Annotated in this window: 17 protein-coding genes and 1 pseudogene; 2 read left to right on the forward strand and 16 right to left on the reverse strand. The window is 58.3% G+C overall.

The window, feature by feature from the left end; genetic code table 11:
* Nucleotide 1: 1 nt before the first annotated feature.
* The 10 genes from KUG39_RS02410 to KUG39_RS02455 form a co-directional block, all read right to left on the reverse strand.
* Complete coding sequence (locus KUG39_RS02410) at nt 2–472, reverse strand: DUF3721 domain-containing protein (RefSeq protein WP_216912507.1); 471 nt, start codon at nt 470–472, stop codon at nt 2–4.
* Nucleotides 472–726, reverse strand: a complete 255-nt coding sequence (locus tag KUG39_RS02415; RefSeq protein ID WP_502690423.1) for a DUF3721 domain-containing protein — start codon at nt 724–726, stop codon at nt 472–474. The genes KUG39_RS02410 and KUG39_RS02415 overlap by 1 nt, the downstream gene beginning before the upstream one ends.
* A 231-nt stretch (nt 727–957) precedes the next feature.
* A complete protein-coding gene (locus tag KUG39_RS02420) occupies nt 958–1,239 on the reverse strand; it encodes an antibiotic biosynthesis monooxygenase (protein WP_190610204.1) in 282 nt (93 codons plus the stop codon).
* A gap of 6 nt (nt 1,240–1,245) precedes the next feature.
* Entirely contained in the window at nt 1,246–2,121 is an 876-nt protein-coding gene (locus KUG39_RS02425; RefSeq protein WP_216912509.1) for a bile acid:sodium symporter family protein, read from the reverse strand.
* On the reverse strand, nt 2,121–2,927 hold the full coding sequence (locus tag KUG39_RS02430) for an SDR family NAD(P)-dependent oxidoreductase (protein WP_216912511.1): 807 nt from the start codon (nt 2,925–2,927) through the stop codon (nt 2,121–2,123). The genes KUG39_RS02425 and KUG39_RS02430 overlap by 1 nt, the downstream gene beginning before the upstream one ends.
* 31 nt (nt 2,928–2,958) lie before the next feature.
* The gene (locus KUG39_RS02435) at nt 2,959–3,333 is read right to left on the reverse strand and encodes a VOC family protein (protein ID WP_094585377.1); all 375 of its coding nucleotides are present in this window, start codon (nt 3,331–3,333) and stop codon (nt 2,959–2,961) included.
* Nucleotides 3,334–3,372: 39 nt separating this feature from the next.
* Complete coding sequence (locus KUG39_RS02440) at nt 3,373–3,615, reverse strand: hypothetical protein (RefSeq protein ID WP_216912520.1); 243 nt, start codon at nt 3,613–3,615, stop codon at nt 3,373–3,375.
* 228 nt (nt 3,616–3,843) lie between these two features.
* Nucleotides 3,844–4,833, reverse strand: coding sequence for a hypothetical protein (locus KUG39_RS02445; protein WP_216912522.1), 990 nt, complete (start codon nt 4,831–4,833; stop codon nt 3,844–3,846).
* Nucleotides 4,834–4,919: 86 nt separating this feature from the next.
* Nucleotides 4,920–5,324: a GFA family protein gene (locus KUG39_RS02450; protein WP_094585242.1), complete on the reverse strand. Its 405-nt coding sequence runs from the start codon at nt 5,322–5,324 to the stop codon at nt 4,920–4,922.
* Between the two features lie 131 nt (nt 5,325–5,455).
* Complete coding sequence (locus KUG39_RS02455; protein WP_216912524.1) at nt 5,456–5,893, reverse strand: cyclic nucleotide-binding domain-containing protein; 438 nt, start codon at nt 5,891–5,893, stop codon at nt 5,456–5,458.
* Nucleotides 5,894–6,453: 560 nt separating this feature from the next.
* Between KUG39_RS02455 and KUG39_RS17735 the strand changes: the two are divergent.
* Nucleotides 6,454–6,630, forward strand: a pseudogene (locus tag KUG39_RS17735) (DUF3592 domain-containing protein); the annotation flags it as partial.
* A gap of 234 nt (nt 6,631–6,864) precedes the next feature.
* On the opposite strand, the gene KUG39_RS02465 reads toward KUG39_RS17735, so the two are convergent.
* The 4 genes from KUG39_RS02465 to KUG39_RS02480 form a co-directional block, all read right to left on the reverse strand.
* Complete coding sequence (locus KUG39_RS02465) at nt 6,865–7,215, reverse strand: cupin domain-containing protein (protein WP_216912525.1); 351 nt, start codon at nt 7,213–7,215, stop codon at nt 6,865–6,867.
* 132 nt (nt 7,216–7,347) lie between these two features.
* Complete coding sequence (locus KUG39_RS02470) at nt 7,348–7,848, reverse strand: GNAT family N-acetyltransferase (protein ID WP_216912526.1); 501 nt, start codon at nt 7,846–7,848, stop codon at nt 7,348–7,350.
* Nucleotides 7,849–8,015: 167 nt separating this feature from the next.
* On the reverse strand, nt 8,016–8,324 hold the full coding sequence (locus tag KUG39_RS02475; RefSeq protein WP_216912527.1) for an addiction module antidote protein: 309 nt from the start codon (nt 8,322–8,324) through the stop codon (nt 8,016–8,018).
* Nucleotides 8,324–8,557 carry a type II toxin-antitoxin system RelE/ParE family toxin gene (locus KUG39_RS02480; RefSeq protein ID WP_353617314.1) on the reverse strand — a complete coding sequence of 78 codons (234 nt, stop codon included), beginning with the start codon at nt 8,555–8,557 and terminating at the stop codon, nt 8,324–8,326. The genes KUG39_RS02475 and KUG39_RS02480 overlap by 1 nt, the downstream gene beginning before the upstream one ends.
* Nucleotides 8,558–9,026: 469 nt before the next feature.
* On the opposite strand from KUG39_RS02480, the gene KUG39_RS02485 reads away from it, so the two are divergent.
* On the forward strand, nt 9,027–10,634 hold the full coding sequence (locus tag KUG39_RS02485) for a 3'-5' exonuclease (protein WP_216918194.1): 1,608 nt from the start codon (nt 9,027–9,029) through the stop codon (nt 10,632–10,634).
* A 289-nt stretch (nt 10,635–10,923) separates the two neighbouring features.
* Here KUG39_RS02485 and KUG39_RS02490 read toward each other — a convergent pair whose 3' ends face one another.
* Together KUG39_RS02490 and KUG39_RS02495 are read right to left on the reverse strand one after the other, a co-directional pair.
* Nucleotides 10,924–11,676, reverse strand: coding sequence for a uracil-DNA glycosylase family protein (locus KUG39_RS02490; RefSeq protein ID WP_216912529.1), 753 nt, complete (start codon nt 11,674–11,676; stop codon nt 10,924–10,926).
* Nucleotides 11,677–11,775: 99 nt separating this feature from the next.
* Entirely contained in the window at nt 11,776–12,828 is a 1,053-nt protein-coding gene (locus KUG39_RS02495) for a competence protein CoiA family protein (RefSeq protein WP_216912530.1), read from the reverse strand.
* Nucleotides 12,829–12,968 lie beyond the last annotated feature (140 nt).

The following is a 12,968-nucleotide window of genomic DNA, read 5'->3' on the forward strand; positions in this document are numbered from 1 at the left end:
TTCAGGGGGTCGGGTGTTCCTCGCAGGGCATCCAGAGCGATCCCATGGCGTGGGCCCCTTCGCAGCCGAGTTCCTTCGCCTTCCTGAGGGCCTCCTCGCGGCTGGGGTAGGCGTAGAGGTTGGGCTGGCCCTGGCCTGAGCTGTGGTTGTGGTGATGGTGCACCTGGCCGCTCGGGCTCCCCAGCCGGTAGGGGCCCATCCCCTCCATCCCCACCCACCAGACGCCCATCACGTTCACCCCGGCGATGAGGATGCCCATGCCGACGACGGAGGCGTTGATCACCCCCATGGCCACGGCGCCGAGGCTCAGGACCCCCATCGGCACGACGCCGATGCTGATCACCCCCATGGGCACGATGCCGATGGAGATGATGCCCAGGGGGGCGATGCCGATGGCCACGATCTTCGGCCGGCCACCGCACGCCGCGTTGCCGCCGGAGGGTGGATTCTCGGGCGCGGCTGGGTCAGGCATCAGTGGGAGCCGTGGCCGGACGTCCCGCCTTTGGTTTCGCCATGGGTGGCACAGGGCATCCACTGGTTGCCCATCTTGTGCGCCCCGGTGCAGTTGAAGTGCTTGGCGGCGGCTTCGGCTTCCGCCTTGGTGGCGAACACCGCCTTCTGGGCCCCATGGCCGGGCTGCTGGGCCAGGGCGGGGGCGCCGCCCAGGGCGGCCAGGAGGCCGGCGGCGGCGGCCAGGGGAGCAAGGGGCGGCCGAAGGAGAGACACGACGATTCCTGAAACGACAATCATTCTGGCAGTGCTGATCTCAGGGGGTTGGGTCGCCGGGAGCTCAGAGGTTGTCATAGCTGGGCACGGTGGGATCGCCGTCCCGGCCGAGGCGGCGGCTGGCCGTTTCCCTGGCGCCGGTGGCCGGTTGATGGGTTCCGGCCCGGGCCCTCGATCCGGGCGGCGTAACGGCCGGGGTCGTTGGGGCGCATGGGAGGAAGAGGCCAGCCGTCAGAGCGTGCCCGCCTCCAGCTGATGCAGATAGAGGAACTCCGGGGATTCGACACCGGCCTGCCGACGAATCTCCACCAGCTCGGGGGACTCGAAGAACGCCTTCGCCCTGGCGATCGATTCCCAGCGGGAGAAGTGCACCACCTTGTTGGGGTCGCTCGCATCTCGGAGCACCTGGAACGACCGCTCGCCGGCCTCACGGCGCAGGCTGGCCGCCGCGTCGAACACCTGTTTCCAGGCCCCGTAGTCCCGCACGGCGTGGATGATCAGCACATGGTCCATGGGAGTTCACGCCCGGCGGGCCGAAGGGATGAGGCGCCGGCCGCAGAGGACCGCGCCAAAGCCGAACACATACATCAGCAGGCTGTAGACCGCCGCCGGCACCGCCATGTCGGGGTTGTTGAGCAGGCCGGCGGTGATGGCGATCGCCAGGGTTCCGTTCTGAATCCCCACTTCGATCGCGATGCACACCTGCTGGGCCAGCGGCAGCCGGAACAGCCGGCCGGCCAGGAAGCCCGCCAGCATGGCGAGCACGTTGAGCAACGCGATGGCCAGTCCCATCTGGGCCAGAAACCCCGGCAACTTGGGGGCCTCGCGGATGAACAGCAGCAAGATGATCAGCGCCAGCAGGCCCCCGGCCAGGCGTCCCATCTGCTTCTCCAGGCGCCGGGCCGGCCCGGGGAAGCGGTGACGGATGGCCATGCCGATGGCCGTCGGCAGCAGGGTGATCAGCACGATCTGCAGCATGGTGGTGCCGATCGGCAGGGCGATCGCGGCCCCCTCCCCCAGGAAATGCTGGAGGGCCAGGTTGGTGAACAGCGGAATCGTGAACACCGTGACGATGCTGCTCACGGCCGTCAGCGTCACCGACAGGGCCACATCCCCCCGGGCCAGGTAGGTCATCAGGTTCGACGACGGCCCGCCCGGGCAGACGGCCACCACCACCAGTCCCACCGCCATCACCGGCTCCATGGGCACCACCAGGGCGATGAGGGCCCCCAGCAGCGGCAGCACCAGGCACTGGCAGGCCGTGCCCACCGCGACCGCCCTGGGATAGCGGGTAATGCGCTGGAAGTCCTCGGGCACCAGGCTGAGGCCCATGCCCAGCATGACGATGGCCAACGCCACCGGCAGCAGGACCACCGTGAAGACGCTGCTCTGCATCAGTGGATGGCCATGCCCCGCATCACCGTGCCCATGATGCTCACCCGCGCCCAGCGCGGCAGGGGCACCAGCGACCAGCTCAGCAGCTTGGAGAGCGCGCCCGGCAGCACCGTGGTCTGCCGCCCCAGGGCCGCCAGGATCGGCTGGGCGATGGCCTCCGGATCCATGGCCGCCCCCATCCGCATCCCGGCCCGGGCGGCGAAGCCGCTGTGGGTGGGGCCGGGCGCCGCGGCCAACACGGCGACGCCGTCGCCACGGAGTTCCACCTGCAGGGCCTCGGCCAGGCTCTGCACGTAGGCCTTGGTGGCGGCGTAATGGGCCGCGTAGGGCATCCCCTGGAAGGCGGCGATCGAGCTGAGCAGCACCAGACCGCCCCGGCCCCGCTCCCGCAGGCGACGGCCGAAGTGGTGGCAGGCCTGCAGCACCGCCCGGCCGTTGACCATCAGCATCTCGGTTTCGCTGGTGATGTCGGACTCCAGGAAGGGGCCGGCGCTGCCGAAACCGGCGGAGGCCACCAGCAATCCCACATCCAGGGGGTCGGTGACCCGGCGGATCGCAGCGAGGTGGTCCTCCCGGGCCAGGTCCACGGCGACAACATGCACCTGCACGCCGTGGCTGGCGATGAGGCTGGCCGCCAGGGTCTCGAGCCGGGGGCGGTCGCGGGCCACAAGCACCAGGTTCAGGCCGGATTCGGCCAGGCAGCCGGCCAGGGCGCGGCCGATGCCGGAGGAGGCCCCGGGGACGACGGCCCAGGGTCCGTAGCGTTCCAGGAAACGCCGTTGGCGTCGGGTCGGGGCGGATGGCATCGCGGCTCCGGCGAAGGGGTTGCTCAGGGGCTCAGCAGGGGCTGCAGATGTCGATGAGGCAACCGTTCGGATCGACGGTCAGGAAGCGGCGCTGTCCATAGAACTCGTTCCTGGGCTCCTGATGGATCGAAAGCCCCAGGCCCAGGGCCTTGGCGTACACAGCATCGACGTCAGGGACAACGAAGGTGAGGTAGATCCCGGCAGGCGCCTGCTGAAAGGGCTCGGGAACGAGCTCACTGGATCGAGCGATGATGCCGAGCTCAAGCTGAGGATGGGTCGGGCTGCGCAGCTGGACATACCAGTCACTGTCGTAGTTCACCTCGAACCCGAGAAGCGAAACATAGAAATCGCGGCTCTCGCCCAGACGGTCGGAGCAGAGGTTGGTCAGCAATCGCGTGAAGGCCATGGGAGCCTGCGTGCTCGGCATGGAGCGCAGTCTGAAGCCTCACACGGAGGTGGAATCCAGCGCCCTGGAAAGGGCATCAAGAAAGCGGCTGCCCCACAGACAGCCCATCACTCCTGAGGCGATGATCACCAGGGCGGCAGCGACCACCTCAAGGCTGGTGAGCTGGAAAGGGTGACCCGCGGCGAAGGGCACCGAGGCGATCAGCACACCCATGGCGGCGCCAGCGGCGAAGCGCCGCGCGATGGCGGAACGTGTCGTGCTGGCGGGCGTTTCGGGAGGCATCAGTGTGCCCAGGACTTCATTCGTGGGAGTTTAAGCGAGGTAAGTCCTGCGTCAGGACACTGGTTGAGACTCCTTCCCATCCATCAGGACGCTCCAACTTGGCTGGGCCTCCAGATCAGCAATTGACTTGAAAGCCCAGGTGCTCACTGCCAGAGCAACGGTGGTCCAGCTCCGCGAAGAGCGGGTGCCCATGATGGCCATCCTGATTCTGAAAGGGGGAGCTCATGATCAGAAAGAGCTGACCAAACGTCTGACGTACTGATTCGAAGCGCCATAACTGACGATAGCCACATCAAGATCAGCGTGTCGGTGAAGGTTCAATGCCCGTTCAATGCCCTTCAGAATCCAGTCGGTTTCATTGCCAAAAGCCCCGCCACCGAGCAACGTGAGAAAAACTCGGTTACTTCCATGCTGAGCCGTGTTCAGGATGGCGGTGCAGATCGTTGCCTCATAGGAGGCTTCCAGGATGAGCCGTGCGAAGGGGGCCCAGAGGTTCGACGCATGCCGGGAATAGGCAACGGGCAAGGCGGAGCCGTAGACCTGTGAAACGAGGTGCTCGCAATCCTTCAACGTCACCTGCGTTCTCCACTGAATTCCGATTCGCAGTAACCGTCGCCAGCCGTCGCGTTGATCGTCGTCCGCAGACTTCAGGCACTCTGAGATCTCCACCAGACCAGCCTGCGAGGCCAGGGCGTAGCCATTCCTCATCTCCCAGAGGCGGCCCTCTGTGTTTCCCAGGGCGGTGCCGAGGTCAGCCAGGCAGTCGATCTGGTGGCGCGCTGATTGACCGGGTTGCCCATTGACATCCGCGAAGTAGTTTCGATAGATCGTTCCTGCCCCAGCAGCTATGGCACACGCCGGCCCCTGGGTATGGTCATGTTCATAGATCCCAACGCCGTGCTCTGGCGTCACATCCGGAGACACCATTTCAAGCAGATTGAACTGCGAGGCCACATGAAAGAGCGCCTTCGCGTTCGACTCATCGGCATGCAGATGTTGCACATTGGCGACGACTTCTCGCACCCTCAGGGTGCCGGGCGGATAGCCGCTGGCATGAACACGCTCTCGCAAGTCAGCCAACGTTGGCGTTTCCAACCGGCCACAGGCGAGAACCCTCCCATTCACATGAGACTTCAAGTTCTCGGCATCAACCGTGATCTTCTCCCGAACTTGTTCTGGGGAAAGCTCTGAGAAGCCGGTCAGTTCCTCGAACCACATGATTCAACGACTTCCGGGGGGACTGGACGCAGGACGAGCAACAGGCTCCAGCGCACTATCAAGGTGATGCTCGGGGAGCTCAACGGTTAGCTCTGCGGAGGAAAGCGCTGAAACTGGGGAAGTTCGTGGGCGCTCTCCATCCAGGCAATGCGTTCCGCCACCTGGATCTGAATGCGCGCTGGCACGGCCTCCGGTGAATCGTAGGTAGCACTCTGGATATCGACGATTCCAGGAAGCCCTTCGGGGTTGTAGTAGAAGAGCCCAGTACCGCAGTCGCCACAGAAGTGCCGTTGTGCCTGCTGCGACGACGCGTAGATCTTGGGAACACCCCGAGTCACTCGCAGGGCAGTCTCCGCATACATCGTCCAACCCACCACCGGTGCGCCGGCATGGCGGCGACAATCAGAGCAGTGGCAAAGGGCGTGGGTGAGCGGATCACCTTCGACTTCGTAGCGAATGGCGCCGCAGTGACAGCCACCGGCGAGTTTCATGTTCCAGGCCCTCCAGGGATGGGACGAAAGGTGAGGGAGAGTGGGGGATCGATCCATTGCGTCGTAACTGTGTCGATCCTGAATCGCCCCCTCTAGGGAATAGGCGCAGATACAGAGCAAAAGACACCCATTCAGATGCTGAATCCATAGGGAGCGGTGGTGACACGCAAGCGGCGGGCCAATTCCTTAACGATCCCCTGCACGACCTCGGGGTGTTCAGCCATCAGACTGTGTAGGGTCGACTGCTCGATCTGATAGAGCGTACTCGGGTCGATCGCGCTCACCGAGGCCGAGCGGGGTTCCGGGTCGAGAGCAGCCAGCTCGCCCACGATCTCACCAGCCGAGAGTTCAACGATGGTCTGGCTACCGATGTGGACCCGCACCAGGCCCGTAGCGATCACGTACATCGAGGTACCGTGGTCTCCCTTGGCGAACAGCTGCTGGTTGGGCGCAAGCTGCACTTCTTCCACGGCATCAGCCACAGCAGCCAGAACGTCGTCGGGGGAGGAGGCGAAGATACTGGCTCGCCTGAGCCGCTGAATCTTGTCGTGCGGGGCCGTGCTGGTCATGGCACTTGGAGAAGGAGCGTCTGAGGGCGGTTCAGACCGAGGACAATGACGTCAAATTTAGCGTGCTTGCCAGCTGTAGCAAGCTCGGCAAACAGATCCCATCGCATTCTTCCATTCGACAGTCATCACGATTGGCCGAGCTAGACACAAACGGCTTCTCAACGCTGTGCAGGCGAGAAATCGCAGCCCTGGCGTCTTGTTGACCCTCTAGAGCATCAATCAGAGTCACATCCACATTGACTCCAATGAAAACAAGCCTGGGTGGACTTATGTTCAGTGTATCTTTGGCTTGTGGTCAGGCCAACGTTCAGGCTAAGCTTTAATCCTCAGCGGTTCATCTTGAGCGATGGGTTAGGCCTCGCGTGCGTGGCTCGGCCATACTGAACACAGCATGCGCGTGCTACAGACTGCATTGATTGCAGTGATCCTCGGCTTGATCCTCGCCGCCACATTGGGAGGCGGAAGTTTCTTGTTGTCGCGCAACGTCCCAATGGCCAATGAGGGATGGCGTTCCCAGTATTGGCCAGCCGTGGCGGGGTGCTGTAGGAACACATGTCGTGATGCTGCACTACGAGTTTTCCCTGATGGGGCGAACGTACTCAGGCACGCGCCAAAGCCTTGACGACGTAGGAATCATCAAGAGCGCCGAGGTTGCTCAGCGTGAGGCTGATGCTTTACCTGCGGGACGCTCTGTACAAATCTTCTACGATTCCAAAGACCCCAGCAAGTCTCTACTGAAACCGGGAGTGCCGGTTTCCGGGGTGCCAGGAAGCCTCTTCGGAGCGCTGCTGGTTGCAGGAGGTCTGGCGTTGGTCGCGATCGGCCACATCTGCGCTCGTACCATGCCAAGAGGCGCAGGAAACGGCAGACCTAATCTCAAGATCAGCGGCGGGCAGGAGCTAAGTGCGCTTACACGGCGTCTCTGGCCCCAGCCATTAGATCTTGATGCCAGGCATCTCGTTGATGATGAGCTACACCGGCTCGAAGCCCAATGCTGCGGGAGAAACGACGGAAACGAAAACAAGCGGTTCTTGACCGGTGTTAAGAACACCGTGGACTTCCCGGCGATGGGCTACCAGCACATCTCCCTGGGCGATGGCAATCGACTCTCCGTTAGCACTAAGGCGGTACTCGCCGCAACCCGAGAGGATGGTCCATGTATCTTGGCCATCAGGATGCACATGAGCCGAGATCTGCTGGCCAGGATTGACAGTCCAAGCAACGACCGCTGCGTCAGCCGACTCGGTGATGACTGAGCGAATGGGCTCACCATCTGCTGGTTGGAGAAAGTCTGTGACCTTGAACAAACGCTGGGAGCTCATTATGGACTCGATGGAACAGGGTTATGCGGAGTTTAGCAACAATGGCAGCCCAGCGTTTCTTGGAGGCCGAACGCTTAGCAGATGAACTCTACGCGGAACAGCGGTTGATCCATTCAATCGGCGTGATGGGCATCAGCGAACGGTATCAAGCGTATCCAGATCTTTCATGAAGATCACGCGGTCTTGACCCTCCCCGTCATAGCCCACGGCGATGGGCAACCCGTCGACCTTGTCGTCGGAGTCAAGAAGAGAGAAGCCAAGGCGACGATGGAAGGCAATCGAGTCGCGATTGACCGGAGCGGTCACGCATTGGGCCGTGCGGCAGCCATGGGAGGCAGCCGCAGCAAAGAAACGCTCATAGAGGTGGCGCCCCAAGCCCTCTCCACGTCGTGCGGGATGCACGCCGAGGAAGTGGATATAGGCCTGGTCGGGAAAGGTCTGCGAAACGAAACCGATGAGGAACCCAACGATCTGACCATCATCGACGGCGGTGAAGCTGGTAGAGCGGAAGTGGACGAAGAAGAGCTTGGGGAGCATGGCGGCCATAGGCCGACCACCCCACCATTCGTCAACAACCGAGATGATCGAATGATAGTCGTCCGGCTCCAGATGTCTGATGACAGCCTCGGTCATAGCCTCCTATTCAGCAGACAGCATGCTCAACGTTGCCACTGGGTGGCAGGCAAGAAGCTATCGCTATCGAAGCGGACTCGACGGCGGCTTGTCCACTCCAGGAGCCTGTTCGAAGGTGTCGCATCTCCCCAGGCAGCATGTGCGGACCTACACCGCCTAAACAGAGCTCAAGTCACCTCCGTTTCACTTCTCACACTGGCGCTCAACTTCAGTCCAAGGGCCGAGACGACCTTCAGGATGGTGTCAAAGCTCGGGCTGCGCTCTCCAGATAAGGCCTTGTAGAGGCTTTCCCTGGAAAGTCCTGAATCTCTGGCCACCTGGGTCATTCCCTGGGCCCGCGCGATGTCGCCCAGGGGCTTGGCAATGAAGGCAGCATCACCATCCGCCTCCTCGATGCAGGCTTCCAGGTAGGCCGCCATCTCCTCCGGTGTGCGTAGATGCTCGGCAACGTCGTATGGGGTCGTCGTGGTTTTCATCAGGTCTCCTCCGTCAGGTTGTCTGCCAACAGAAGGGCCTCATCAATGTCCTTGGCTTGTGAGCTCTTGTCTCCTCCAGCCAAAAGGATGATCAAGGCGGTTACCTTCTGCAGGTAGTAGACCCTGTATCCAGGGCCGTAGTTGATTCGCAGCCCCGATACGCCAGCCCCAACGGGTTTGACGTCACCAGGATTGCCGCCGATGAGGCGCTCGATCCTGGCCAGAACCTTCACCCGGGTCTCAGATCACGGAGACCCGCCAACCATCGGACGCCCCGCTCTGTCTGGCGGACTTCAACCATGCACCAACTGTAGCCCCCTGGCTACGGTCGCGCAACGCTGCCTTGCTGGCTGCCATCAAGGACGACACATCCTTCGAACGCTGCCCCTGAGTGGCAGGCAAGGAGCATCAGGTGGTGAAGCAGAGAGTTGGTGGCGGCCGGTCCACTCAAGGGGTGTGTTCGACGGGGATCCAGTCTCTAGAACCAGCGAATTTCTGTTGCTCTTGGGATCTAGACTGAATGAGTTAGAAACTCTCGGTAAACGCCATTGACAGTTTGGCGACGGGACGGCGCCAATATGTCGGTGATCTCACCTTCTACTGGTTTAGCGAATCCGCTCATGCCACGCACTTGGCGTGCTTCAGCGCCGCCATTGAGGATTTGCACGTTGCGCTGCGTATCTCCCTCTTGGAACCTACAATATGGTGATCAGGCGCTGCGTGAACGAAGTCATGGTGTTGCTCCTACTGACAGGCGTAGTTCTTGTTGGCATTCTGATTTGGGCATGTGCGATCGCCTTACGCGCGGCCAGTAAGAATCAACAAGCCCACACCGAAAGAGGGTCTGCCAAGCCGACGCGGCTGGTAGCGCCAACGCCGCCGCCAACGATTGTTCAAGAGATCACTAGATCAACCGCCACGTCCAGGCCAAGCATCTCGAAGCCTACGGCACCTCCATCTCCTGAAAAAGGTAAGCAGTCCCCCGCCATTCAGGGGAAAATTCGCGCTCGTGTCATTTATGTAAAAGCTGATGGATCCCGCTCCGAGCGTGACTTGACTCTCTACAGCTGTGTCATCTCGGAGGGTGTTGTGCACTCAGTGAATGTACGACAAGACGGACATACCATCACTAAGACTTTTCTGGTAAGCGGCTTTGAGCGGTTGCAGATCCTAGACGCCTCACCGGCATTGATTCTTGAGAACCCGCGTGATATTCGTGACTGGGTCGCAGCCAATCTACCCATTAAGGCTTTTCAGGGAGAAGAGAGGCCACCCAAGATATCAGTAGAGCAGATCCCACAATTGGCGCGGACCGCGCCCACCTCATCTTCAAGGGCTTCCACTGCATCAGCTGCCAAGCCCCTACATGCGCTTTTGCCCCAGGGTGCAAAGGGCTTCGCCGTATTTGACCTAGAAACTACCGGAAAGAATACGGCTGAATGCCTAATTGTGGAGATCGGTCTCGTCTGCGTTGATCCAAGTGGAGAAATCACTGAAGTCTGGGAATCTCTTGTTAAACCCGCCTGCGAGATTCCAACAAAGGCCACGGAAATACATCGGATTAGAGATACAGATGTCAAGAGGGCGCCCTCATTCTCGGAGGTCTCACCGCTGTTTGCTGCAAAGATCGATCAACATGTTCTAGTGGCTCATAATCTGAGCTATGACCTACCGATTCTCGAACGGCATTTTAGAGATCACTCGGATCTCCAAATCGATCTTGGATCAGGGCTCTGCACACTTCGCGGCTTCAGAGGTGATCCGGCTGATTCTTTCCGGAAGAAACTGGCAAATCTTTGTGCGTTTCACGGCGTCGACTTCAATCAACGCTTGGCACACACCGCTATTGGGGATGCAATGCCTCTGGCAAGAGCCTTGATCAAGGGCATGTCACACCTTGAGCCTTCGACATCTCCCGTGAAGGTGCTGACCACACTCAACCTGAGCGCTTCTGCTCAAGCCTTGACGCGTGGAATGATCCAATCACTGCCTGAGGCTTCCTGGGACTGTATCTTGTTGCAGCTAAAACCAGGCTTGATCTTTGCAACCACAGGGCCGCGCTCGACTAGTGTTGATACTCCGATTCGGCGTTCAAAAGCTCACGCGAAGGCCTTAGGCCTGCAAGGCATCAAGGTGAATTCATTCAGCAAGAAAGATCCCCCTGACTTCCTTCTCTCCACAAGTCTGGATCTAGTGAATACGAAAATGATGCAGGCACGGGAGCGGGGTATTCCGATCGTGCTAATTGAGGAGATTAACAAGCTTCGCTGTTTGGATCTGCCTGTTGAGGCTTGGATTGTCGGCGGTTGAGGCAGATTCAGTATATGCCATGCCAAAGTTGCCTTCGAGCGACATGCCGCCAGCCATTTTGAGTTGCGCTGATTATCGGCACTGCTCTTACTCCCGATGCCAATGCACGGATTGGCTTCAATCAACATTGAAAGAATACATTCAATACGCTCTAGGCGTTTCATCGCGTCCCTCCAATACAGGCCATGCCTCAAAGCAACAATGCTCCGTCGAACGCTCAAGATCAGCGGCGGGCAGATGCCCGATGCTTCCACAGGACAGCAGCAGGACCGGCCGCTGGATCGTGATGTTAGACATTTCGTTCTACAAGACTAGAAAGACCCTCAATCTCGATAGGCTCAGGATCAAACCCTTCGTTCTTCCTGATCTTGCCAAAGTTTCCCCTTCGGAGAGCGGGATGAGTCATTGTCAGAAGGTCACCTCTCCATTCAAGAGTAGTTGATGACAAATCAATGTCTCTGTGAAAGAAATGGCCGTTTTGATAGAGCGCTGCATATGTAGCCGATGACCACGAAGGAATCTTGCCGTTGGCAAGATGAGATAGTGAATCTTTAGACTTTGCTCCAACAGCAATGATCGCTCTCGGCTTAACCGTTAGAATTTGCTTCACTAGAAATGAGTAACAGTCTTTCTTGAACGCTTTAGTGATTTTCATTGACTCTGAATTCTTGTCTCCAGGGAGGTACCCCATGAACACATTTGTGTGGAAACAAAAGTTAGGATCAAGGCCTGCTTGCTGATAGATATGAAGCAGTTCTCCCCACGTCGAATTACTCAAGGGTTCTTCCTTGTGGATCTGCACACAGTCTAAATAGTATGAGTAAGAGCCAAAGTTGTTGCCGATTACAAGAATTGGATTCTCTGGGACGAGATGGTTCTCGCCCGAAGAGCTTCCCGAGCCTCCTGGGAAAAATGCCCTTCCTGCAATTCGCGCAATTGGTCCCTTCGGAACGGGAACCACCTCAAAATCTCCCGTATCACTTTTGGGGTATCGAATGTTAGAAGTTTCGAGTAGATCGAAAAGTAGTAGATGGATGGTCATGGATTCTCCAGAAGATGTCTAACGCTGCCATCACTTGGCCGCAGATAGATGCGGAATCTGCCACCAAACCATAGGAGGCGGCTCAGGTGAATGGCAATGTTATGCAGTTGGAGTTGATAGTCGGTATCTATCGCACGTGCTGGCGTCATTGGAGTTGCAAGCCTTCCGGTAAGTCTTGCAATAGATGCTATGAGAGGATTCGCCATCCCAGTTGTCTCCATGATATCTGCATAGAAAACAGTTCTTGATTGGAACTCTGCGACTTGAGGCCAATAGAACTTGCTCAACAAAAAGACTTCCTCGGCTAAGATCGAAGTTTCCTACTTCAATGCAGTTAGACTCCCATTCTTCAGTTAAATCATGTCTTGGACTTTCAACGAATATGTTATGATAGATAATTGACTTTCTTTGTCTTTCAAGATTTGCATGGATGGTTGCGACTGCAGCTCTCTCCATAAATGACTTTCCAGACTTGAACACATAAAAAGAATAAACCTGTTTTGTGGCGCAACGACACTCATCATTTGTTGCCAACGAAGGAGATGGAGCAAAACCAACAAACAATGCATCACTTGACGTTAGCTTCTTACTGCGAATAACACTTATCTGATCTTCAGATGCTACTGGGATTTCGATGATCCTATGCCCCGAAGAGCATTTTGCTTCCGACAGAAAATGCGTTACGGCAATTTCAACAAATACTGTGTCACCAGGCCTAGACTTGCTCTTTAATACGATGTCGGGAATGAAACTACCTTCCCTGGTCTCTACATCAATGACAGGGTAAAAAAGGGTAAGGTCATACTCGTGCTGTGAATCCGGCAGCCTGCTAAAGCAGCTTATAATCTGCTTGAATCTTTCACAATGTTTTGGCATAGAAATAGAAACGAGGAATGGGGCTTCTTCTTGCAGACACTCCTTATAAGATTCCAAGAATGCCAATTTAGCTAGTCGGTGAAGGTATGTTTCTCCATTGCACTCTACTTGTTGCTTATGAGCGAAATGAGGGCGTTTGATTTTCCCTTTAACTTTCGCAACCAGCTCCTGACCGCATGAGACGCACCAATACGAGCCAGACGCTGAGTAATCTGTAGAGGCTTCTGCGTCGATAATCCTGTCAGCAGAGTCAATGGCAAAGCGGTATCTGACCATTTCAAGAGCTTAACTGCATAACGCTTGAGCTAACCGGCGGGGAAAAGCAGGACGGCATTAAGCCCAGAAAGAAATGGCTGGCTAAACGACAGGATGCTGTATAGCGTCCGGTTGAGCGAGGGGTTAGGCGACACTCAAAG

It is taken from the genome of Synechococcus sp. CCAP 1479/10 (assembly GCF_019038515.1).
Classification (GTDB): Bacteria; Cyanobacteriota; Cyanobacteriia; order PCC-6307; family Cyanobiaceae; genus Cyanobium.

Coding starts and splice junctions, on each gene's coding strand:
- KUG39_RS02410 (WP_216912507.1), bottom strand. CDS start 472: ATGCCTGACCCAGCCGCGCCCGAGAATCCACCCTCCGGCGGCAACGCG.
- KUG39_RS02420 (WP_190610204.1), bottom strand. CDS start 1,239: ATGGACCATGTGCTGATCATCCACGCCGTGCGGGACTACGGGGCCTGG.
- KUG39_RS02425 (WP_216912509.1), bottom strand. CDS start 2,121: ATGCAGAGCAGCGTCTTCACGGTGGTCCTGCTGCCGGTGGCGTTGGCC.
- KUG39_RS02430 (WP_216912511.1), bottom strand. CDS start 2,927: ATGCCATCCGCCCCGACCCGACGCCAACGGCGTTTCCTGGAACGCTAC.
- KUG39_RS02435 (WP_094585377.1), bottom strand. CDS start 3,333: ATGGCCTTCACGCGATTGCTGACCAACCTCTGCTCCGACCGTCTGGGC.
- KUG39_RS02440 (WP_216912520.1), bottom strand. CDS start 3,615: ATGCCTCCCGAAACGCCCGCCAGCACGACACGTTCCGCCATCGCGCGG.
- KUG39_RS02445 (WP_216912522.1), bottom strand. CDS start 4,833: ATGTGGTTCGAGGAACTGACCGGCTTCTCAGAGCTTTCCCCAGAACAA.
- KUG39_RS02450 (WP_094585242.1), bottom strand. CDS start 5,324: ATGAAACTCGCCGGTGGCTGTCACTGCGGCGCCATTCGCTACGAAGTC.
- KUG39_RS02455 (WP_216912524.1), bottom strand. CDS start 5,893: ATGACCAGCACGGCCCCGCACGACAAGATTCAGCGGCTCAGGCGAGCC.
- KUG39_RS02465 (WP_216912525.1), bottom strand. CDS start 7,215: ATGAGCTCCCAGCGTTTGTTCAAGGTCACAGACTTTCTCCAACCAGCA.
- KUG39_RS02470 (WP_216912526.1), bottom strand. CDS start 7,848: ATGACCGAGGCTGTCATCAGACATCTGGAGCCGGACGACTATCATTCG.
- KUG39_RS02475 (WP_216912527.1), bottom strand. CDS start 8,324: ATGAAAACCACGACGACCCCATACGACGTTGCCGAGCATCTACGCACA.
- KUG39_RS02485 (WP_216918194.1), top strand. CDS start 9,027: ATGGTGATCAGGCGCTGCGTGAACGAAGTCATGGTGTTGCTCCTACTG.
- KUG39_RS02490 (WP_216912529.1), bottom strand. CDS start 11,676: ATGACCATCCATCTACTACTTTTCGATCTACTCGAAACTTCTAACATT.
- KUG39_RS02495 (WP_216912530.1), bottom strand. CDS start 12,828: ATGGTCAGATACCGCTTTGCCATTGACTCTGCTGACAGGATTATCGAC.